The organism is Saprospiraceae bacterium, from assembly GCA_016715965.1.
GTDB lineage: Bacteria > Bacteroidota > Bacteroidia > Chitinophagales > Saprospiraceae > Vicinibacter.
Window position 1 is genome coordinate 3,144,488 of record JADJXG010000001.1, and the last position, 21,638, is coordinate 3,166,125.

The following is a 21,638-nucleotide window of genomic DNA, read 5'->3' on the forward strand; positions in this document are numbered from 1 at the left end:
TTGCCTTGCTTTTGAAAATGATTGGGTTAAAATGTTATTATTTAATCATGCCAATTAAGATTCTATATACCAAACTCCAAACTCTTGTTCCCGAGGACTTTCTCTACAATCCTGCTTATAGTTATGAGAAATTGGGCAAATGGAATCGTTCTGGCTTGAAAGCAGAATACGGCTGGGATTTTAATCCTTTATTCTTAATGGAAGCTTAAAACTTATAAAAAATTTATAATACATCAAAAAAATGAAAATTATTGTGAAAAATTTATTCATCCTATTTGTTTGGTGGTGCGCTGAAACGATTATGGCACAAAATCTTTTGATTGAAGACTTTCTGTATGATCCTGTGGACAGTCTTGAAAATCAAGGATCTTGGTTTAGATCCGGCAGTAATACTGAATACAATATTAAGGTAGTATCTGTTGGATTAAATTATTCAGATTACGTTGGTTCAGGAAAAGGAAATAGCTGTTTGATAGAGAATTCCGGAAATGGCGATGTACTTCTTCATAATTTGAAATCCAAGGTAGAATCCGGTGATTTATATATGTCATTTATGTTTAGAACGGACAGTTTAGCTGCTACTATGACGGAAGGATATCCTATATGCTTCGATCAGGGAGGGCCAGCTACCAATAATAATACAAGGCTTTTTATTAAGAGGGAATCTGATGCCATCTTTCAGTTAGGTGTTTCAAAGTATGGTGAATCAACAAGTTATATTAATGCAAACTTCGAAATTGGCAAGACTTATCTCATTGTATTGAAATATAGCTATCTTGCTGGAACCGACAATGATGTTTCTAGCTTGTACGTGTTTGAGACTGGAATTCCAGCTCTGGAACCCGCACAACCGGACGCATCAAATAACCATGGAGAGGATATGCCTGATCAGGGCCAAATAAGCTTATCCAATAATTACGCCCAATCTGGACTCGAAGGTTGTAAAATTTTTATAGATGGTATCAGAGTAGGAACATCTTGGGAAACCAGTGTTCTGTCCATGATAAGTTCTTTAGAGTCCAATCATGACAAGGATCAATTGGCTTTTCAATTTTATCCCAACCCTATAACGGTTCATACAACAATCCGCATTCATACACCATATTCTGGAGAAGCACAACTCATTGTTTTTGACACAAATGGACGTCCAATGGAAAATCTAAATCTGAGTTTTCCGACCAGTGGGACTTATGATATTCCATGGAACAAAGGTTTGTATTCTCCGGGGGAATATTTTTGCAAATTGAAATTTGGAGCTAAAGAGCTAACGCATAAGCTTTTAATACAAAACTGAAAATATATTTACAATTATGCATGGTTCATAATGGGCAATCATGCTATTTAATTCAACTTATTTTGGTGAAAGTAAATTGAATTTAAAAATATTCCTATATTTGCATAAGAACTGTGAACCGTTTTTAACAACACTCTAAATTTTTAGCCATGGAATATTTTTATTTTTGACTTTTCTGTTATTAGAATATTTAGCAGGAAGTTTTGTTTGTTATAGCTATATTTGAATAGAATTCATAAATGGAATGTAAGCTTATACACTTGACTTTGCATTTTTGAGCAATGATTGGTATAGCTATGCCAATACTTAAATTTGTGTATTTATTTTCAGTCAACCTATGTCAATTCAAGTCTTTATACAGCAAGTCCTCTATGAATACAGTTATTTTACCCTTTTTGGATTGAGTTTTGTTTATTTTTTTGGACTTTACTTTGGATTAGCACCATTGTTTAAAGTTAGTTGCGAATATTTGGCTTCAAAGAATTTACTCACCAGAATTATACAAAAGGAAGTGACGGATCGCCAAATTTCAGATGAAAAAAGACATTCCTTTGTTTCCATTCTAATCTTTGGCACTTCAATTATCCCCGTGATTTATCTGATCAGAATGGGTGTGGCCAGTTTATTGCCAAATACTTTTTTAAATGTGATGGCCGGGATCCTCTTACTAATATTGTGGAATGAAGTCCATTTTTTTATCGTGCACCGGACCATGCATTTGAATTTTTTTATGAAGAACTTCCATTATATTCATCATCAGTCAAGGATTCCTACCGTTTATTCGGTGTATAGCTTCCACTGGTTGGAAGCTTTCCTGTTAAGTACGGTGCCATTGACTTTCATGCTACTTTTTCCCATCGCTATATGGTCTATTTTTATTTATCCTTTAATCAGTATTCTCCTTAATTATTCAGGTCATTGCAACCATCGATTTGGGAGTGGGAAGGGTTGGAGTATGCTGCTCTTTGGAACCTTGCACAATGAACATCACGCGAAAGGAAGAAAGAATTATGGTTTCGCGAGCAATGCATTGGATGAATTAAACGCCTGGTTGAAATCTAAATTTTAAAACACCCTATAAAATGAAAAATGTTTACATCAACAGTGCCGGAATCTTTCTACCCAATCAAGCTATTTCAAATGATGAAATGGAAAAGTATTTGGGTCTTATTGCTGGAAAAAACAGTTTGGCCAAAAGCAGGATATTGAAACAAAATGGAATTAAACAAAGGTATTATGCAATGAATGCCAATCAGCTAAGTACGCATTCTAATGCCCGCCTTGCCATCCACGCCGTTGAATCTGCTTTATCAAAGAGCCATTTGCGTCCAAAGCAGATAGAATTACTTTGCACAGGTACCACGCAAGGGGATTTACCCATACCAGGGTTTGCAAGTATGGTACACGCGGGTCTGGAATTTTCGAACTGCGAATTGGCAAGTTTCCAAAGTGTTTGTGCCAGTGGAATGATGGCCCTAAAAGATGCTTTTTCACAAATTAAATCAGGTGAGAAAAACAACGCAGTTTGTGTTGCAAGTGAATTTGCCAGCAGGCTGTTTAAAGCGTCGCGATTTGAGGCGCAAGGTATGTCCTCCTTATCTTTTGACACGGAATTTTTGCGATGGATGCTATCGGACGGGGCAGGTGCATTTGTTTTGGAGAATAATAGAAATTCGAATGGACTATCATTGAAAATTGAATGGATCGACATTAAATCTTATGCAAATGAATTTCCTTTATGCATGTTTACCGGGAAAACTGACAATACAAATGAAGATGAACCAAGCTGGCTGGACTATCCGGATTATGAAGCCGCAGCAAGGGCAGGTGCGCTGAACCTGAAACAAGATGTTCGCTTGTTAGACAGTTTAATAAAATCAGGTGTTGCCCATTATTTCGATTTGATCGATCAGGGAAAAATTGTAAAAAATCAAATAGATTGGTTGTGCGCCCATTATTCCTCCGAAGTATTTAAAAAACCCATCATGGAACTTATGGTCAAAGGAGGTGGTGAAATCCCTGAGGAAAAATGGTTTAGCAATTTGAGCAGCAAAGGTAACACTGGTTCTGCTTCTATTTATATCATGTTGGAGGAATTGATGTATTCCGGAAAACTGAAAAATGGAGATACCATTCTTTGTATGGTGCCTGAAAGTGGTCGCTTTGTCACTTCTTTTATGCAACTAAAAGTTGAATCTTCCGTAGAAAATGCAAGTATGACTTTTCCTTATCGAAGCATTGAAGCGCCTGAATTAAATATTACAAGAAATGAATCTTCGGAATGGCTGGTGAGACAGTTGACTCAGATTTGGATCGATTTTGAAACAGAATTGTTGAAAGTGCCCATCGTCTCTAAAATCCATGCCGGAAAACTAAGTTTACAAGATTACAAATTGCTCTTAAGAGATCTCAGACAACAAGTAATAGATGGATCACAGTGGATATCCAGGGCCGCATCCAATATTGATGTGGAATTGTTCGAACTGAGGTCAGCATTTATTAAACATACGGCAACAGAACACAAAGACTTTAAAATGTTGGAGCAGAATTATGTCAATCTGGGTGAATCCTTGACGGACATTCAATCAGGCGATAAAAACGTTGGAAGTCTGGCCCTTTCTTCATTTATGTTTCATCAGGCCAGCAAACCCAATCCTTTGGATCTCATGGGGGCCATGTTTATTATCGAAGGAATTGGTAAAAGACTTGCGGCCTATTGGGGAGAAATGATCAAAAAACAATTAAACTTACAAGATGATCAGGTATCCTTTTTTACCTACCATGGTGTAGCGGATGAAAATCATTTTCATCGCCTGGAAGAGGCACTAAATCACCCTTCCATGAACTTGGCACTTGCTAAAAAAATAGCAAAAACCGCTAAAACTACTGCAAAACTTTACTGGATGCAACTGAATGAATTAGGAAATTACTAATAACAAAACAATGGCTGAAATATTCGACATTAAAACCCATGACAGCAGAGATCCCAATCCATGGCTCGCATTGTATCTGGACAGTAGCATTCCAATGAATATCAAGACAAAAAGGGCTCTGATGAGAGACAACAATTCAAAATCAGCCCGATACCTTTTGCCCATTATTCAAATTTGGTCTAAGATCACTATGTTCTTTATTCATATCTTTAAATTCTTTTTTCCAAATTTGCTGAATTCCTCCAAAACTTTGCATCGGATTTTGGCATGGGGTTTAAAATATTTTGTGAGTCCGGATGCCAATTTATTAATCTTTAGACATTTTCACGTTGGTAGCGAAATCCTCGAATTCATTGCTGCCAATGTGAAGGGAGTTCAAATTAAAGGAAATCCATTGAAGCCAAGAAATTTTGAAGATGTAAAAGATGATCTATTTTTAAAACACGATTTGAATCTGTACAACTTTGTGATAAATTTGAACAGACAACTCAATGAAAAAGGAATTTCAATCAGCGAGGTAGAGGACAAAAATTTAAGTATGATCACTGAAGATCAGTTTGATCACATCGATTTTCCAAACCGATGGACCAATATTCTGGATTTAAGATCGGCCATCGAATTGTTTACACCCTTTTACCAATTGTTTTTGACCTCCAATGATTTTCTAAGAGCGTCTAATTCTTTGCAATTGGACGAAACCATTGCAATTTATTCTGCTCAAATTTTAGGTACACCCGGTCATTTGGGCCTGGTCAACAACAAACACCCAATGATCCCGGAGACAACTTACAGTGCTGCATATCGTTTGGTTTTGCACGGTCTGGCGGCGGAAACACTTCATGAAATATTGGTTAATTCAAAACTGAAAATTAAAAATGACGGGATTATGACGCCTATATAGACTGGCAAAAAATTAATCCTACTTTAAAACCTGGTCAATAAATGCGTGGATAACTTTTCTCAATTTCAATCGGCAAATACAAATGAATCTATTGATTAAACTTTTAAAATGGTTTGCAAAATCCATTTTGGTTTTATTGGGTATTCTGCCATTAATAAGATGCAGTTCTGGTTACAAGGATGAAGGAGGAAAGACTTATTTCAATGGTAAGGAAATTACGGATAGAAAATTTAAAGTTTTAAATGAGGTGTTCGCAAAGAATGACTCGATGGTATATTACAACGATATATTGATCGATGGTGCTGATCCATTTAGCTTTCAAGCGTTGGACAAGCAGTATGCAAAAGATAAGAATTTTGTATATTTCTGCGATGAATTCAGAGAAGGTCAGAATTACTATCTCACAAAAAAATCGAAAATTCAAAAAATAGAAATTGCAGATGTAGCGAGCTTTGAGGTTCTCTCTGAAGCTTATGCAAGGGATCACCATCGCGGATATTATAGGGGGAATGCTTTTGATCTTAACGATCCAGCCAGCCTTGAAGTATTGGATGTGCGATTTGTTAAAGACCAATACAATGTTTATTTCGAGCAAAATCCAGTGAAAAATGCAATCCCTTCTAAATTTCAAATCATCAATCATCATTATGCAGAAGATGGAGAAAAAGTGTTTTATTTTGGATATCGAAGTGATTTGTACAATGGTATACATATTTTAACACAACACACAGATCGTTTTGTGCTACTGCAATATCCATATTCCAAGCACCATTCTGCCGTGTATTTTTATTATTTTAAATTGAGTGAGGCGGATCCATTTAGTTTTGAAGTGCTCGGGAATTTTTATGCAAAAGACAAAAATCGCGTATATTTTGAAAACAAGGAAATTTTGGGGGCTGATCCCCTTAGTTTTCAATTGATTTCATTTGAGTCAGATAACAATGACCTGATTCAATTTGCTAAGGACCATCAGAAGGTATTTTGGAAAGACAAAATCATTCAAAAAGCCACAGCCAATTCTTTCAAGGTTTTAGGTCTTGATTATTCAACTGATGGGAACAGGGTCTATTTTGAGGATAAAATGCTTCAAAATGCCAATCCTAAAACATTTTCTGTCCAAAGACATGGTCATGGAGATTTTGATGCAGAAGATTCAGAAAATCAGTATTTTAAAGGAAAATTGCGCTAGACAGAATATTTATTTTATAGGAATCCTCCTTCTCCAATTCTAATATTCTATGGCTTCTTCAGCGAAACTAATAGATCGATTCATTACCTTTATCGTCCAAAAGCTTCGATTTTTGCCTTCAAGTTTTATGCAATATATTATAATTTCTATTAAAATCAACAATATTGAAATATGGAGAAAATAGAGATCGAATTAAAATGGGCATTCATTTTTTTTCTTGCTTCCCTTTTATGGATGGTTTTGGAAAAAGTGAGTGGATTGCATGGAGAAAGAATTGGCTTGCATCCATATCTTTCCATGCTATTTATGATTCCGGCAGTATGGATCTATGTACTTGCGTTGAAGGAAAAAAACACGAAGTATTTTGGGGGATCAATGGATTTTAAATCTGGAATGACTTCTGGAATGATCATCTCAATCATTTTAACTCTATTGGCACCTCTTACGCAATGGATTGCCGCTGAGTTTATTTCTCCTGAATATTTTTCCAATGTGATCGAATATTCAGTAAAAGAAGGACATTATTCTACTGTGGAGGAAGCAAAATCTTACTTTAATTTAAAGAGTTATATCTGGCAAAGTATGGTCGGTGCTTTAATTTCTGGGACATTGATCAGTATAGTGGTAGTCTATTTTTTGAGAAGAAATAGCCAAGCAAAGGGTTGATTCCAATTTATCTTAATTTTACGTATTTCAATTATATAAACCATTCATTAAAACATAAAAACAAGCATCATGACAACAATCAATGTATATCTTAACTTTAACGGAAACTGCGAGGAGGCTTTTGAATTTTATAAATCTGTCTTCGGTGGGGAATTCTCTTATGTTGGAAGGTTTGGTGAGATGCCACCACAGGAAGGGCAGCCACCATTGCCCGAAGAAATGTCAAATAAAATTATGCACATTGGCTTGCCAATTAGCAAGGAAACTTCGCTGATGGGTAGTGATACAGGCGGCGAGTGGGCACCTAATTTTAAACAGGGTAATAATTTCTCCATTTCAGTGAATACCGATAGCAAGGAGAATGCGGATAGAATTTTTCACGGCCTTTCCGATGGGGCTAGAATAACAATGGCAATGGCGGATACTTTTTGGGGAGATTATTTTGGCATGCTGGAAGATCGTTTTGGTGTTAACTGGATGGTTAGTTTTAACGCTCAACACCAGCAAGTGTAAAATCATCTAGTTAGACAAATCTTTCTATGTATTTACAGTTTAGTTTTTATGAATAAATATGAAAAGGATTCCGATTGGGCTTTGGATCATGCTCATAATTTTAAATGCGCTTGTTTTACTTGGTCAGCTTTGGCCAAATGGCCAACCACCTTTTGCATCTAAAGTTAATATTTTGACCCTGGTGTTCAATCTGATTTTATTCTGCTATATTATTTTCAGTTACAAAAGAATCAGCAATTATTGAGCAAATAGTAAAAAAAACGATATGAAATTATTTATTATATTTATATTCTTTGCTCTGCTTAATTTTAACGCAGAAAGGGAATTGAGCTTTCGCAGCATCAGAGAAGGTGAAATAATTAATTTGTATGATGCATTTGGGAAAGATTCGCTACTTAGTAAAGATTTTGGATTTTCGTGTATAACCAAATACAAGGGCAAAACATTACTTTTTGATGCCGGTAGCAATGCCGATATTTTCAAATCAAATGTTCAGAAAATTGGAATTGACCTTTCCAAAGTTGATCTTGTGGTTGTATCTCATGGGCATTTTGATCATTTGAATGGATTGGATTATTTATTGAAAATCAATCCCAATGTAAAGATCTATTTTCCCTATGACATATTTTGGGGTGCTCCTGTTCCTTTTGATGCAACTGGTCTTGAACCTGAAGTTAAAGATTCACTCCCACAGTATATGAAATATTTTGATGGGGGTTCTACAAAATTTTCTATCAATCAATCTGGAAGATTTTGGAATTCAAACATAGAATTTATTAAGCAATCGTGTGAAATATTACCGGGAGTAAAACTCATTGCTACCAATTCATCTTTAATGGGATATTTTTCGTGCTATCCAGGTAAAAGTTTTGTGGAAGGACATTTTGAGCACCCATCTGACAATTGTAAAAACATCAATTTGCCAGAACTTTCACTTTCTCTATCTGGTCGAAATGGTCAAACTTTATTGGTGGGATGTTCACATACCGGGGTGGTAGATATTGTCCGGCAAACAATGTTGTTTAGTAGTGAGAAGATCGACCTTCTATATGGTGGATTCCACATGATTCCATTCAACCGCGAGCAAATCCTTAAATCGATTCAAGTATTGAAAGAAGAAATAAAAATTGCCAGAGTTGCACCAGCCCATTGTACTGGTCATCTTGCCTTTAAATTATTCAAAGATTCATATGATGATAACTATTTGTTTGCTGGACTTGGATCTTCTGTAGAATAAGAGATCAACATGATTCTCTATCGTATACATGGTAAGATAAAATCCATCATCGATGAGCGGTACAAACATAGTTATTGGAATTAGTTATGATCGAAATCGAAATTGCTCGCGCAGCACCTTCCATCATGCGAATGGGTAATTTTAACATTCATTGTTCCGTTTAAAATAGTTAAATAATGCTTTTTTCTTTGGCTAAATCGATTGAAATTCTGCAGTCAACACCATCTGTGCTTCATGATTTGGTATATAATTTGTCAAATGAGTGGACTTTTGAAAATGAGGGGCCTGATACCTGGAGCGTTTACGATATCATCGGTCATTTGATCCATGGCGAAAAGAAGGATTGGATCGAGAGATTGGATATAATTTTGTCGGATTCTCCAAACAAAGAATTTACACCATTTGACCGATTTGCACAATTCACAGAAAGCAAAGGCAAATCAATCAAGGAGTTGTTGGCAGAATTTGAAACTTTGCGGAATAGGAATTTGGAATATTTGAAATCAAAAAATTTACAAACCGCCGACTTTGCAAAAATAGGAATTCATCCAAAATTTGGCACGGTGACTCTTCAGCAACTACTAGCTACATGGACTGTCCACGACATGAACCACCTTTCTCAGATTTGTAGGGTCATGGCAAAACAGCTAAAGGAAGAGGTAGGTCCTTGGGTTGAATATCTTCGGATATTAAAAGGTTAATGAACAATATTTCAATGCGACATTTGAGTTTAAACTAAAATAAAAAAAAAGAAGATCGGAAGACTTAAATTATACAACTAGCTGTTAATAAACAGAGTAATTTGGATTATCATCGTTTTTTTTGCGTACCCATAGAATTTATTTAACCATTTTGTTATAAAATTTTGATTCCAATTGATTTTTTAAATTTTATATGTATTTGTAAAACAAGTTATTAAGACTTTTTGTATTCTAATTGATCGTTAAATGGAACTACTCATCATTTTTATTTTGATTTTACTCAATGGAGTATTCTCAATGTCAGAAATGTCATTGGTATCCTCACGTCGCTTCAAGTTGGAGAATGCCAGAAAAAAGGGTAGTACAGGCGCCAAATCTGCCCTTGAGCTTTCAGAAAATCCAACGCGGTATTTATCTACTGTACAAATTGGAATCACTCTGATAGGTATTTTATTGGGAGTTTACAGCGGTGACAAGCTGACCAATGATGTTCAGATTTTTCTTGAGCAATTTTCTTTTTTTCATCCTTACGCCAATAATTTGGCGGTGGCTATTGTCGTCATTTTTGTAACCTATCTCTCCATCGTTTTCGGAGAATTATTGCCTAAGAGGCTTGGAATGGCATTTCCTGAATCTATTTCAATTTTACTTTCGCCTTTTATGAAAGTAATTTCAACCCTTTCCTCTCCATTCGTAACGCTTTTGACCGTTTCTAATAATTTATTGCTGCGACTAATGGGTATTAAAAAAATCTCGCAGAATAAGATTACTGAAGAAGAGATAAAATCAATCATCAAAGAAAGTGCTGACGAAGGAGAAATTCAAGACATCGAACATAATATTGTGGAAAGAGTCTTTGAGTTGGGCGACCGAAGGGTAAATTCGCTGTTTACCCACAGATCCGATATAGTCTATTTTACAACAACGGACAGTTTGGATGAGATCAAGTTAAAGATTCACCAAGAGAAGCATTCTGCATATCCGGTATCTACCAGCACTGACTTGGATGATATAATTGGTATCGTTCTATTGAAAGACCTGTTTGTTTTAAATTCGGAAAAGGATTTTGACATACGGCAATATATGAGAAAACCCATATTTATCAACGACAATGCGTTTGCATACAAAGTGTTGGAAATCTTCAAAAAGGAAAAAATTCATTATGGAATTGTGGTAGATGAATATGGTACCACTCTTGGTATGATCACTATGGATGATGTGGTGGATGCACTGGTGGGTGATGTTACAGAAATGGGTCAGGATGAATATAAGATTGTACAACGGGATGAAAATTCTTGGTTTGTAGATGGCCAGTATTCGATCAACGAATTTGTTCGCTTTTTTGGAATCCAATTGGAAGAAGAAGCCAATTACCAGTTTAGTACAGTTGCAGGACTGATCATTTATAGAAAAGATGATATACCTGATATTGGTGATAAAATTTCAGTGGACAACTACGTTTTGGAAGTAATTGACAAGGATGGCCAACGGATAGATAAGATATTAGTGACCAGGGTTTAATTGTTCGATTGAAAACATTTTCATTTTGAATTTGAATGAATTTATTCTGGTTTGGTTTTATCAATAGGATCACATTTTATCAAAATCAACCCTGCACGGTTTGATGTAAGTGATTCACATTGGATTGTATTTTACATGACGGAGCCAGCATCAAAAATCAACGGATCGATCAGATTGCTTTCGCCTTAAGAAGAATATATTTTCACTTTTTTAATAAATTTGAAGTAAGTTTGTATTTAATTTTATCTGAAATTCAATGACCGTGAATTTACTCCAGGATTTTCTGATACTTTTGATAGCCTTGCTACATTTGTACATTCTCTACATGGAAATGTTTGCTTGGGAAAGCATGGGCAAGAAAACATTTAGGGGAGCTATGCCGGAAGAAATGTTTAAGCCAACAAAGATTCTTGCAGCCAATCAAGGTCTCTACAATGGATTTTTAGCGGCGGGATTGGTCTGGAGTCTAATTATTTCCGATCCGAACTGGTCAGAAAATGTAGCCATTTTCTTTTTGCTGTGTGTGGCTGTGGCAGGTATATATGGTGGCTTTACTGCCAGTAGAAAAATCTTCTATGTGCAGACTGTTCCTGCTTTATTGACTTTGTGTTTGGTATTAATTAATTAATTTGGGAATTGGAAAATTTTGATATTTTTGTATTGTTTTATTACTCTGACTTAATTTTATTTGTATGAAAAAAATCTATTTTTTTGGTTTAATTTTATTTCTTGGATTGTATTCTTTCTGTTCTTCTGATAACAATACTACAAAAGATTGTTCTACTGCTTATGCTACCGAATTGCAGGTTGAGGTAAATGCTCTGACAACCGCTGCCCAGGCCTATGGAATGAATCCTACTCAGGCGAATTGTCTTGCCTATAAAGCTGCCGCCGAAGCTTACGTAAAAGCTTTAGAACCATATGGCAACTGTCCGGGACTAACTGGTCAGGCAAGGGTAGATTGGGAAAATTCGCTCAACATTGCCCGCAACAATGTGGCAGCAATCCAATGCTAAGACGATTTCAGTATTTTGTCTCTGATAAGACTTAGTGGGGTAGCCACTTTTTTAGTTTTTTATTTTTGATATTCATTCTGGAAATATTCAATTTTATTAATTGAGATGATTAAATTTGTTGAATTCATCAGGCGCATTTCTAACTGGAAATCCTTTCTTTTCTTCTTTGCCTGCTATATGGTATTCAATCTGTTTATACTTAAAAATGCAGAGACTAGAATGAATGGTTTGGCAGGAAAGGAAGTTGGAGTGATCGATCTGACATTTGGATATTCTCCGCAAAGAGCTCTCGACATGGTGGCGGCTTATGGGGATGAAGGCCGTGCTTTTTATGCTCGAACAGAATATACTGCTGACCTTGTTTATCCCCTTGTTTATGCTTTTTTGTTTTCGATAGTGTTTGTACTCTTATATCGAAATTCGGCCCAACCATGGATGATCCTATTGCCGTTTTTAACCTTGCTTTTGGATTATTCGGAAAATGTATTTATAGTCAGTCTGCTCACCAATTATCCTTTGCAATCCATGCAATCAGCAATCTTTTGTGAGATATTCAAATTGTTGAAGTGGGTTTGTTTTGTATTCATAATTGGCTTGGTTTTATTTGGGCTTCTTAGGAAAGCATTTTCTTCCTTCAACAGGAATAAGGCATAATTGCTGGTATAAGAATTATTTAGCACCTCATTGAAGACCTCGGGAGATGCTAAATTTCGTGGCCTATAATGGTCCTATACATTATCTTTGTTTTTAATATGCGAAATCCTGTATTAGATTCAGATCCCTCTCATCTGGCATCCGAAGACATAAAGATTGAGAAGGCATTGAGGCCAAAGCATCTAGATGAATTCTCCGGACAGTCTAAGGTTGTGGATAATTTACGCATTTTTATCAAAGCAGCCCTTCAGCGTGGAGAAGCTCTTGATCATGTATTGCTGCATGGCCCTCCCGGTTTGGGAAAAACGACTTTGTCCCATATCATTTCCAACGAACTAGGTGCTTCTCTGAGGATGACCTCTGGTCCCGTTTTGGAAAAACCGGGTGATCTCGCTGGTTTACTCACCAATCTTCAGACAGGAGATGTTCTTTTTATTGATGAAATTCACCGGTTGAACACGGTCGTAGAAGAATACTTGTATTCTGCAATGGAGGATTACCGGATCGATATCATGATTGACTCCGGCCCAAGTGCACGATCCGTACAACTCACACTCAATCCCTTTACCCTCGTTGGTGCAACAACTAGGATGGGTTTGCTTACTTCGCCACTGCGTTCAAGATTTAGCATAAATTGTCATCTTGACTATTATGATACCGAAACATTGAGACGAATTGTACTGAGATCAGCAGACATTCTGAAAATGGACATTACCGATGGTGCGGTTACAGAAATAGCACGCAGGAGTCGTGGGACTCCAAGGATTGCCAACGCGTTGCTCAGAAGACTTAGGGATTTTGCTCAAATCAAAGGGAATGGTACTTTGACCCATGAGATTGCTCTTTTTGGACTTGAAGCCCTGAATGTGGATTCCCATGGATTGGATGATATGGACAATAGAATTTTACTTGCTATCATTGATAAATTTTCAGGTGGACCCGTTGGGTTGACCACTATTGCCACAGCAGTAGGAGAGGAGGCCGGTACCATTGAAGAAGTGCACGAACCTTTTCTCATCATGGAAGGTTTTTTGCAAAGAACCCCAAGGGGTAGACTTGCTACACAGAAAGCATATGACCATTTGCACATTCCTTATAAAGCTACAACAGGTGGTTTGTTTTAAGTTTTTTAATTTTTTGAGAACTCCGATAAATTCTAATCGTAGGATTTCCTTCCACTGCGATCCACCAAAGTGGCCGATCCTTGCTGACTGGATGTCATCACAATGTCAAGGATATTGACATGTCCGGGAGCTGAAACCATGAAATATATGGCATCCGCCACATCCGATGATTTAAGAGGAGTAAAATCTTTATAAATGTCGGCCTTAACGACATCGCCTTCAAATCTGTTGATAGCAAACTCTGTTTCCTCAACATGTCCGGGGCTCACTTGTCCAACTCGGATATTGTAAAGGTAGAGATCCTGACGTATGGCTCTTGTTAAGGCATCCACTCCAAATTTGGTGGCGCAATACACATTGCCTTTGGGATAGACTTCTTTGCCTGCAGTACTGCAAATGTTTATGATTTGGCCAGACTTTTTTGCCACCATCCTCCTGCTGATCAATCGCGTAATGTAGATCAATCCTTTGATGTTGGTGTCTATCATGGTATTCCAATGATCTGTATTCCCCTCATGGATAGGATCCAAGCCCAATGCTAAACCAGCATTGTTGAGGAGAACATCCACATCCTGCCACTCTACTGGTATTGAATCGATTGCCCTTTCAACGGAAGCTTCTTTGCGAATATCAAAGCATAATACAAGGGTTGGAATTCTGTATTCTGATTCAATATATTGAGCCAATTCTTCCAATCGCTCTTTCCTTCTGGCACACAATATGAGCCGGAATTTTTTTTCTCTGGCAAGGCGGATTGCTGTTGCTTTTCCAATGCCAGAACTGGCTCCTGTGATGAGTACGGTTTTCATCATTTCAATGCATCAATAATTTGATCAAATTCGTTGTCAAATAATGTAAAATGACTGGTTGCGGGACCATCAAAACCAGTATGTACTTTCTGAATGACATTGTTTTTATCTAAAAAGATCATGGTTGGAAAAGCATAGATTTTGTCCAGTTGGGGAAACATGACTGAAACAGAATCTTTATTGGCAGGTCCAGCAATCAATATTTCATAGGGTAGATTCAAACTTTCTTTATACCTGCGGATCCTGGGAAGTGACCATGCAGGGTCTTTTTTTCGCTCAAAAGCCAATGCAATTACCCCTGTTTCATCCAATTTTCCATCCTTAATTTTTCTGGTCAGAAATTCACATTCATCCCTGCAGTTTGGGCACCAACTGCCTAGAATTTGTATGATTTTATTCTTGTTTTGATACCTTTCATCTGCCAGACCTACCCAGTTTCCATCTGCATTCTGCAATCGAAAATCAACTGGTTTTTGTGAAATGATTTTCACGATGTCCAAAGAATTGGACAGCTGAAAATTTTCATTTCTTGTAGCTTCAAGACTGGCGGTGTGGTGGTTGCCCGAGTAAAAAGTACCTGTGAATTTATTATCCGACAAATTCAGTTCAAACATAAATACATGAGCGCCATCAAATGAACTCATTTTGGCCTGCGAACCAAAAACCTGCCCGGATAAAAATCGATAATCTCCCGTTTCAGTTCTGAAAGTCCCTGTGATATGGCTATTATTCTGAGTAAATTCTCCGATTGCTTTATAAGAATCAGCTGAATCTTTGTCAAAAACAACTTCCCAATTTCCAGTTAAATTAAACTGTGCTTTTTCTGGAATTTTTTTAAACAAATAGGTTTGACCATATTGTGCCGTAAAAGGAATGCTGTAGTTATTCTTGTCTAACACGATTAAATCTCCTGCCAGCTTATCGTGTTCCCAAACTCCTTTTAGTTTTGCGTCATAAGGAGTTAGCATAATCTCAAACGTATCTATTCCATTTCGGACATCATAGCCCAAGCTAATCTGATTAAAATATATTTTTTCAGAACCATTGATTAAAATGAAGGTATAACTTGAATCCGATGGTTTGATAAATTCAAACTGAAATGGTATCACTTTTTTCAAAGATTCGGGTTCAGGGTCACGGATCACAATCTTGTCTTTGCCTTTGGTAATTATTATCTGGCGTTTGTCTTCAAGCACAAAAGTACCTCTCCAAATGCCAGGTATCGGCCCACCATGTTGCTTTGGAACCTCAATGCATGAACTTTGCGAGAAGAGCAATAGGATAAAATAGATACATCTGCTGTTGAAATTTGCCATTAAAACGAATCTAATAAGTTTTTAAAAAATAACGCGGAAATTTCAAACAAGGCAGTATAAAACTACCCTGCATTTTTTGAATTTAAAATAGCCCCAGCTTGTAAGGGCCATGACTCAATTACCCTATCTTCGATGTCTTCAAATTGGAGCATCATTTTTTTTATTTCCTTTCTGGGCAATTCGGCAATCTGTTGAAAAGTTCGCAATCCCATATTTTTGATCTCTGCGGAGGTATCTTCATCAATGCCCATTATCCAATGCAGAGGGTCAGAAGGTAATTCTTTAATAGGAGCAGAAATTATTTTATCATCTGCGATCAGTTTTCTCAGGACTTCAGCATGCTGGTCTAAAACGGATTTAAGGTCTTTTAGTATTTGATGGCCTGCTGTTTCCTGTGGAGATTCACGGTTGGTGCTTAAGCTATAATCTTGTTCATTTTTGCCAACCCTTCCGACTGTATAATCTTGGATGCTTTCCACCTTTGAGTCCATTTCTTTTTTTAGCAAGGTGTACTTCTGCTCCAGAATTTCATACTTACCTTTCCAATCTTCATAGGCCACTTTGTAGGTTCTCTCCTGGGCCTGCAATTGATTCAATTTTTCATCGGTCTCAAATTTTTCCTTCCGCAGCAGATCAAAGTTTAATCTGATTTGGTCTCTTTCTGATTTTAGATCCCTGATTTTGTCTCTTAACCTGTTGATGTTCCACCATAAAATTCCAATGCTGGCAAGCGCCAACAATATTAAAAAAGTAAAAGAAATTACGGTAAATTGATCCATATTTAAAAGAATGCAGCGACTCTAATTGCTAATTAAAAGATCTTATTGGGATACTCTCTATTGTATTCGTATTTCAAAATATCAAAAGTAGTCACCATGCCTACTAATTCGCCGTTGTCAATAACGGGCAATGCATGGAACAAATGTTCCATAAAAACTTCGGCAGCCGTACCAACCTTATCCGTCGGTTCAATAAATGCGAGCTTTTTGGTCATTACATTGGCTACTTTGGTCCTTTCGTAGTCTTTATGGTCCACATTGAGTTTAAACAGATCATAAGTGGTAATTAAACCCACCAGCTTTTTGCCTTCAACCACTGGAACGTGATGTATCCTGTTGTTAATCAGAATGTTTTTAACTGTTTGCAAATTGTCTTCCGGACCAACTGTGATCAATTGAGTTGTCATGATCGTGGCAACAACTTCGTTCATCATAAGCTTTCGATTTTAAATTTTGGCTGAAATTAAGTACTTCTAAAATATTGGAATCATATTATTTTATTCAACAAAGCTGAATCGACTAGATTTGGCTTGGTTATCAATAAGTTATCATTTTTTTTCATAATTTGTTCAGCAGCTTCCAGGGCACCGGGATTTCTGGCCCAGGCTCTTCGACTTATTCCATTCGCCACATCCCAAAGGATCATTGACCTGATATTTTCTTCTGATTGATCTGATCCATCAATGACCATACCGAACCCACCATTAATCACTTCTCCCCATCCAACCCCGCCTCCATTGTGCAAGGATACCCATGTAGCCCCCCTGAAAGCATCTCCGATTACATTGTGTACAGCCATGTCTGCGGTGAACTTAGAACCGTCTCTAATATTAGCGGTCTCTCTAAAAGGCGAATCTGTGCCTGACACATCATGGTGATCCCTGCCCAAAACAATGCAATTTTTTAGTTCACCGTTCCTAATGGCTTTATTAAAGGCAAGAGCTATCTCAATCCTACCTTCAACATCTGAATACAGGATTCTTGATTTGCTCCCAACCACTGGTAAATGCTTTTCTGCAGTTCTAATCCAATTGAGATTGTCTTGATTTTGGGCTTTTGTATTGCCAGTTGTAACACCAATCAGTTTTTCCAAAACACCGGCAGCTATTTGATCTGTTTTTTCCAAATCATCTATACTCCCAGACATACATACCCAACGAAAGGGTCCAAATCCATAATCAAAACACATTGGTCCCATAATGTCCTCCACATAACTTGGATAACGATATTGATTTGGATTTGTAGAATCCCTGATGTCTGCACCTGCAACTCCAGCTTCTTTTAAAAAAGCATTTCCGTAATCCCAAAAATACATTCCGGTGCTGGATAACTGATTTATGGCTTGCACATGCCGCACAAGCGTCTTTCTGACTTCCTGTAAAAAAAGATCTTTATCTCTATTTAGAAGTTGTTTTGCCTCTTCAAAACTAAAGCCAACAGGACAATAACCAAGATCATCTATATTGTGAAGTGAAGTTTGATCAGAACCTAGATCAACATGAATTTGATGGGAAGCAAGATATTCCCACAAATCCACCACATTGCCGGCATAAACATAACTGACTGCTTCTTTTAGATTCTGTGATCTGCGAACTGCCACGATTAGTGGATCGAGGTCGTGGTAAACCAATGATTCTTGGATGTAGCCATCATCTATCCTTTGACGAATTGCATCAGGATCAACTTCTGCTAATATGCATACTGCCTTGCAGATAACAGAGGCTAAACTTTGAGCTCCTGACATACCACCTAGTCCGGACGTGACAAATAATTTTCCTTTTAAGTCTGAATCACCTAAACCATTTAGTCTACCTGCATTCAGTAAAGTAAGTGTTGTTCCATGGACTATTCCCTGAGGTCCAATGTACATAAATGAACCTGCTGTCATTTGACCATACTGAGTTACGCCAAGAGCATTGTATTTGTTCCAATCTTCTTTTTTACTGTAATTTGGAATCATCATGCCATTTGTCACCACGACCCTTGGTGCATTTTTTGAAGATGGATATAATCCCAAGGGGTGTCCACTATACAGTACGAGAGTTTGTTCCTCTGTCATTTCGGACAAATATTTCATGCATAGTCTGTATTGAGCCCAATTTTGAAAAACAGCTCCATTGCCGCCATAAGTAATTAACTCCTGGGGATATTTTGCAACCAACGGATCCAGATTATTTTGAATCATTAGCATGATCGATGCTGCTTGTTTACATTTGCATGGATAATCATCTATTGATCTTGCATATATTGGGTGGGACGGAATAAAGCGATACATATATATCCTACCATATTGCATCAATTCTTCACGAAATTCAAAGGCCAAAACTTCGTGCATACTCGCATGAAAATAACGCAGAGCATTGGCAATTGCTAATCTTAACTCTTCCTGGCTCAATAGGCCATTGATATTCCTCTTGGGTGCGTGAGCAAATTCCCGATTAGGCGGATTGTGTTCTGGTAAATAGTCAGGAATTCCTTGTTTTATTTCTTCTGAAAACGTGATTGATCTCATCTGCTATTATGGTTGATTTTGGTAATCATACAATGATTTGACAATGATTTGATCAGATCCTATTGCTGATTGGTTTGTTTGAATTTGAATTTCTCTGCTTTCGCCCGGCGCAAGGTCTATGAAATTTGGAAAAAAACGCAATCCATTTTGCTCGCGAAAATAAACTGCTTTTGCAAATTTGTCAGATTGAATTAAAAATTTGTAACCAGAAGAAGTTTTTTTAAAATTAGTTAAGTTGAAATTGGGTTTTAATAACTCAAGATCCTTGCATTTTTGAGGGAAGAAAATACTTTGTTCTTTTTTGCCAGAATATTCCCACTCCAACACACCTACCCATTTGATACTCCTATATTGGTCCAAAAAATCCGCCATCTGCATGCTTTGCACAGTTTGTGTCTGCTCATAGCCCGCCAGCAATTTTGTCTTCCAATTAAAATACTCATTTCCGTTAAAATCTCTTAAACTCAATTGGATAAAAAGACTATCTTCATAAATGAGATCGGAGGTGTAGCCAATCTTCCATAGATCATCTTCTATGGTTAAATGACAGAGGATGGGTTGAAATAAATGACTCACTTTATGATGAAGGGCCTTCCAGTTTCCGAAATAATCCATTCCAGACCAGGAAATTCCGGGCCAGCAATCATTGAGCTGCCAATACAAAGTACCCATACAATAAGGCTTTGATTTGCGATGTGCTAAAATAGCTTTTCCCATGCCTTCAGCCTGCATGAGTTGACTTAGGTATATAAAGCTCTCCAGGTCGGTAGGTTTTGGATAATCACGCGCCAAATAAGTCTGGATGGTCTGTTGGCCCTTTGGATGCTTTTGATGAGATAATAAAAATTCTGATTCAAGCTTTAATTCATGCTCGGGCAAATATTTTCGCAGAGTAGAAAGGTCTGGAAAACTTTGAAAACCCGCTTCACTCATAAACCGTGGAACCCTATGTTCGAAATCTTCAAATGGCAAACCATCATGCCAGATTCCCCAATCATGCGCATCGCCATCCGATTTAAATTTTGGATCGCCACGCCCGTATAAGGGTGAGGATTCAATATAAGAATGGTAATTGCCATGAAGCTTGACAAGTTCTGGTAAAATGTTATTAAATAGTTTTTGGTAATCAGACCAAATTCTATCTTTGTTTTTCTTAGACATTCCGATTTGCCATCCCCAGCGATGCCATCCCTCGTTGTTTTCATTGTTGCCACACCATAATGCAATACATGGATGTGAAGACAATCGGGTAACCTGCTCGTATGTCTCCGCCGCAACATTTTGCAAAAATTCTGGATCGCCAGGGTACATGGCACAGGCAAACATAAAGTCCTGCCACACCATAATTCCATGACGGTCGCAAGAAGAATAAAATGCGTCTTGCTCATAGGTCCCTCCTCCCCAAATGCGTATCATGTTGAAATGACTTTCTTTCAGACTTTTAATCCACGGATCTGGATTGGGATGGTAAAGCTCAACTGCATCAGCTGGTATGTAATTGGCCCCTTTTGCGAAAATTGGAAGGCCATTGACCTTAAAATAAAAACTCCTACCGTAATCATCAGGCTCCTGAATCAATTCAATGGTTCTGATGCCAGCTTTTACCGTTCGAATTATGGGCTGAACGAGAGAATCTGCATTCGTAATGGAAATTTTGGCGTCATACAAGTAAGGTTCGCCGGAACCGGAAGGCCACCATAATTTTGGATTTACAATATCAAATTCAAAGCGTTGTTGGTGCAGTCCTGACGGATAGTTGAAATCAAAACTGAAACTATCCTTGTCCATTGTCAGGTGTATTTTCCCATCGCCGGATAGAATACTTTTGGTTTTAAGGTCCAACTCTAGAGTTGCCACTTCATTTTCAAGTTTCTTGGTAAAAACACCAAAGGAAGAAACTTCAAACAATCCTGGAAATTCCAGAAATATTTTTTTCCTGATGGCACATGCCTGTAATTTTGGGGCAAAATCCCATCCAAAAGAAAACTGTGGTTTTCTCACCATCACTCTTTCTCCTCCGGGAAGCAGATGAGGCAACATGCGATACTTAGTTTCGGCGATTAAGGAAGTAGATGAGAAACGAATTTCCAATAGATTCCCATTTTCCTTTAGCAAATCCTTACAAGGGATTCTCCACTCCCTAAAGCTGTTGTCCGCACTCAATATTTTTACTTGGTTTAGAAAGATGTCCGCATACCCATCCAATCCACCCAGTACCAACTCAGCTTGTGGAAAGGAAAACCACGTGCTGTCAATTTCAAAAGTGGATCTAAACCACCAGCTCTTATCATCTACCCATGTTAATTTTGTCTCTTGATCCATCCAATATGGATTCAGAATTTTTCCTTCATTCATTAGTATGGAATAAATACTTTGTGGGAGACTGCATTTTTTCCAAATCTGATCTGTGGATTCTTTATATTCCCATTGATCAAGTTGTATGGCCAACTGTCCAACTGCATTGAAAGAATTA

The 21,638-nt window shown here is 37.4% G+C and carries 21 protein-coding genes; 15 read left to right on the top strand and 6 right to left on the bottom strand.

The window, feature by feature from the left end; genetic code table 11:
• The first annotated feature begins 47 nt into the window (after positions 1-47).
• The 15 genes from IPM48_12090 (at position 48) to ruvB (ending at position 13,749) form a co-directional block, all read left to right on the top strand.
• Positions 48-209 (top strand): hypothetical protein, encoded by a 162-nt coding sequence (locus IPM48_12090; GenBank protein ID MBK9272325.1) that lies wholly within the window; start codon positions 48-50, stop codon positions 207-209.
• A 32-nt stretch (positions 210-241) separates the two neighbouring features.
• Positions 242-1,294 carry a T9SS type A sorting domain-containing protein gene (locus IPM48_12095; protein MBK9272326.1) on the top strand — a complete coding sequence of 351 codons (1,053 nt, stop codon included), beginning with the start codon at positions 242-244 and terminating at the stop codon, positions 1,292-1,294.
• 337 nt (positions 1,295-1,631) lie between these two features.
• A complete protein-coding gene (locus tag IPM48_12100; GenBank protein ID MBK9272327.1) occupies positions 1,632-2,363 on the top strand; it encodes a sterol desaturase family protein in 732 nt (243 codons plus the stop codon).
• Positions 2,364-2,376: 13 nt separating this feature from the next.
• The gene (locus tag IPM48_12105; protein MBK9272328.1) at positions 2,377-4,227 is read left to right on the top strand and encodes a 3-oxoacyl-ACP synthase; all 1,851 of its coding nucleotides are present in this window, start codon (positions 2,377-2,379) and stop codon (positions 4,225-4,227) included.
• A gap of 10 nt (positions 4,228-4,237) precedes the next feature.
• On the top strand, positions 4,238-5,128 hold the full coding sequence (locus IPM48_12110) for a hypothetical protein (protein ID MBK9272329.1): 891 nt from the start codon (positions 4,238-4,240) through the stop codon (positions 5,126-5,128).
• Positions 5,129-5,210: 82 nt separating this feature from the next.
• Complete coding sequence (locus IPM48_12115; protein ID MBK9272330.1) at positions 5,211-6,317, top strand: DKNYY domain-containing protein; 1,107 nt, start codon at positions 5,211-5,213, stop codon at positions 6,315-6,317.
• Between the two features lie 171 nt (positions 6,318-6,488).
• A complete protein-coding gene (locus IPM48_12120; GenBank protein ID MBK9272331.1) occupies positions 6,489-6,983 on the top strand; it encodes a DUF4199 domain-containing protein in 495 nt (164 codons plus the stop codon).
• Positions 6,984-7,052: 69 nt separating this feature from the next.
• Complete coding sequence (locus IPM48_12125) at positions 7,053-7,496, top strand: VOC family protein (GenBank protein ID MBK9272332.1); 444 nt, start codon at positions 7,053-7,055, stop codon at positions 7,494-7,496.
• Positions 7,497-7,761: 265 nt separating this feature from the next.
• Positions 7,762-8,733 (top strand): MBL fold metallo-hydrolase, encoded by a 972-nt coding sequence (locus IPM48_12130; GenBank protein MBK9272333.1) that lies wholly within the window; start codon positions 7,762-7,764, stop codon positions 8,731-8,733.
• Positions 8,734-8,909: 176 nt separating this feature from the next.
• Positions 8,910-9,434, top strand: a complete 525-nt coding sequence (locus IPM48_12135) for a DinB family protein (GenBank protein ID MBK9272334.1) — start codon at positions 8,910-8,912, stop codon at positions 9,432-9,434.
• 246 nt (positions 9,435-9,680) lie between these two features.
• Complete coding sequence (locus IPM48_12140; protein MBK9272335.1) at positions 9,681-10,955, top strand: HlyC/CorC family transporter; 1,275 nt, start codon at positions 9,681-9,683, stop codon at positions 10,953-10,955.
• A gap of 256 nt (positions 10,956-11,211) precedes the next feature.
• The gene (locus IPM48_12145; GenBank protein ID MBK9272336.1) at positions 11,212-11,583 is read left to right on the top strand and encodes a DUF1304 domain-containing protein; all 372 of its coding nucleotides are present in this window, start codon (positions 11,212-11,214) and stop codon (positions 11,581-11,583) included.
• Between the two features lie 64 nt (positions 11,584-11,647).
• Positions 11,648-11,971, top strand: a complete 324-nt coding sequence (locus tag IPM48_12150) for a hypothetical protein (GenBank protein ID MBK9272337.1) — start codon at positions 11,648-11,650, stop codon at positions 11,969-11,971.
• A gap of 105 nt (positions 11,972-12,076) precedes the next feature.
• Positions 12,077-12,625, top strand: coding sequence for a hypothetical protein (locus tag IPM48_12155; protein ID MBK9272338.1), 549 nt, complete (start codon positions 12,077-12,079; stop codon positions 12,623-12,625).
• A gap of 98 nt (positions 12,626-12,723) precedes the next feature.
• On the top strand, positions 12,724-13,749 hold the full coding sequence (ruvB, locus tag IPM48_12160; GenBank protein MBK9272339.1) for a Holliday junction branch migration DNA helicase RuvB: 1,026 nt from the start codon (positions 12,724-12,726) through the stop codon (positions 13,747-13,749).
• 32 nt (positions 13,750-13,781) lie between these two features.
• Here ruvB and IPM48_12165 read toward each other — a convergent pair whose 3' ends face one another.
• The 6 genes from IPM48_12165 to IPM48_12190 all read right to left on the bottom strand — a co-directional run bounded on the left by IPM48_12165 (position 13,782) and on the right by IPM48_12190 (position 21,613).
• Positions 13,782-14,561 carry an SDR family NAD(P)-dependent oxidoreductase gene (locus IPM48_12165; GenBank protein MBK9272340.1) on the bottom strand — a complete coding sequence of 260 codons (780 nt, stop codon included), beginning with the start codon at positions 14,559-14,561 and terminating at the stop codon, positions 13,782-13,784.
• Entirely contained in the window at positions 14,558-15,874 is a 1,317-nt protein-coding gene (locus IPM48_12170; GenBank protein MBK9272341.1) for a TlpA family protein disulfide reductase, read from the bottom strand. Before IPM48_12170 ends, IPM48_12165 begins: the two co-directional genes overlap by 4 nt.
• A 62-nt stretch (positions 15,875-15,936) precedes the next feature.
• A complete protein-coding gene (locus tag IPM48_12175) occupies positions 15,937-16,653 on the bottom strand; it encodes a hypothetical protein (protein ID MBK9272342.1) in 717 nt (238 codons plus the stop codon).
• Between the two features lie 32 nt (positions 16,654-16,685).
• Positions 16,686-17,084, bottom strand: a complete 399-nt coding sequence (locus IPM48_12180) for a CBS domain-containing protein (protein ID MBK9272343.1) — start codon at positions 17,082-17,084, stop codon at positions 16,686-16,688.
• Positions 17,085-17,140: 56 nt separating this feature from the next.
• Positions 17,141-19,165 (bottom strand): urocanate hydratase, encoded by a 2,025-nt coding sequence (locus IPM48_12185; protein ID MBK9272344.1) that lies wholly within the window; start codon positions 19,163-19,165, stop codon positions 17,141-17,143.
• Between the two features lie 6 nt (positions 19,166-19,171).
• Positions 19,172-21,613 (bottom strand): glycoside hydrolase family 2 protein, encoded by a 2,442-nt coding sequence (locus IPM48_12190; GenBank protein MBK9272345.1) that lies wholly within the window; start codon positions 21,611-21,613, stop codon positions 19,172-19,174.
• Positions 21,614-21,638 lie beyond the last annotated feature (25 nt).

Excerpts from the sequence above, each read along its gene's own strand:
- IPM48_12090 (MBK9272325.1), top strand. The coding sequence starts at position 48 with ATGCCAATTAAGATTCTATATACCAAACTCCAAACTCTTGTTCCCGAG.
- IPM48_12095 (MBK9272326.1), top strand. The coding sequence starts at position 242 with ATGAAAATTATTGTGAAAAATTTATTCATCCTATTTGTTTGGTGGTGC.
- IPM48_12100 (MBK9272327.1), top strand. The coding sequence starts at position 1,632 with ATGTCAATTCAAGTCTTTATACAGCAAGTCCTCTATGAATACAGTTAT.
- IPM48_12105 (MBK9272328.1), top strand. The coding sequence starts at position 2,377 with ATGAAAAATGTTTACATCAACAGTGCCGGAATCTTTCTACCCAATCAA.
- IPM48_12110 (MBK9272329.1), top strand. The coding sequence starts at position 4,238 with ATGGCTGAAATATTCGACATTAAAACCCATGACAGCAGAGATCCCAAT.
- IPM48_12115 (MBK9272330.1), top strand. The coding sequence starts at position 5,211 with ATGAATCTATTGATTAAACTTTTAAAATGGTTTGCAAAATCCATTTTG.
- IPM48_12120 (MBK9272331.1), top strand. The coding sequence starts at position 6,489 with ATGGAGAAAATAGAGATCGAATTAAAATGGGCATTCATTTTTTTTCTT.
- IPM48_12125 (MBK9272332.1), top strand. The coding sequence starts at position 7,053 with ATGACAACAATCAATGTATATCTTAACTTTAACGGAAACTGCGAGGAG.
- IPM48_12130 (MBK9272333.1), top strand. The coding sequence starts at position 7,762 with ATGAAATTATTTATTATATTTATATTCTTTGCTCTGCTTAATTTTAAC.
- IPM48_12135 (MBK9272334.1), top strand. The coding sequence starts at position 8,910 with ATGCTTTTTTCTTTGGCTAAATCGATTGAAATTCTGCAGTCAACACCA.
- IPM48_12140 (MBK9272335.1), top strand. The coding sequence starts at position 9,681 with ATGGAACTACTCATCATTTTTATTTTGATTTTACTCAATGGAGTATTC.
- IPM48_12145 (MBK9272336.1), top strand. The coding sequence starts at position 11,212 with ATGACCGTGAATTTACTCCAGGATTTTCTGATACTTTTGATAGCCTTG.
- IPM48_12150 (MBK9272337.1), top strand. The coding sequence starts at position 11,648 with ATGAAAAAAATCTATTTTTTTGGTTTAATTTTATTTCTTGGATTGTAT.
- IPM48_12155 (MBK9272338.1), top strand. The coding sequence starts at position 12,077 with ATGATTAAATTTGTTGAATTCATCAGGCGCATTTCTAACTGGAAATCC.
- ruvB (MBK9272339.1), top strand. The coding sequence starts at position 12,724 with ATGCGAAATCCTGTATTAGATTCAGATCCCTCTCATCTGGCATCCGAA.
- IPM48_12165 (MBK9272340.1), bottom strand. The coding sequence starts at position 14,561 with ATGATGAAAACCGTACTCATCACAGGAGCCAGTTCTGGCATTGGAAAA.
- IPM48_12170 (MBK9272341.1), bottom strand. The coding sequence starts at position 15,874 with ATGGCAAATTTCAACAGCAGATGTATCTATTTTATCCTATTGCTCTTC.
- IPM48_12175 (MBK9272342.1), bottom strand. The coding sequence starts at position 16,653 with ATGGATCAATTTACCGTAATTTCTTTTACTTTTTTAATATTGTTGGCG.
- IPM48_12180 (MBK9272343.1), bottom strand. The coding sequence starts at position 17,084 with ATGAACGAAGTTGTTGCCACGATCATGACAACTCAATTGATCACAGTT.
- IPM48_12185 (MBK9272344.1), bottom strand. The coding sequence starts at position 19,165 with ATGAGATCAATCACGTTTTCAGAAGAAATAAAACAAGGAATTCCTGAC.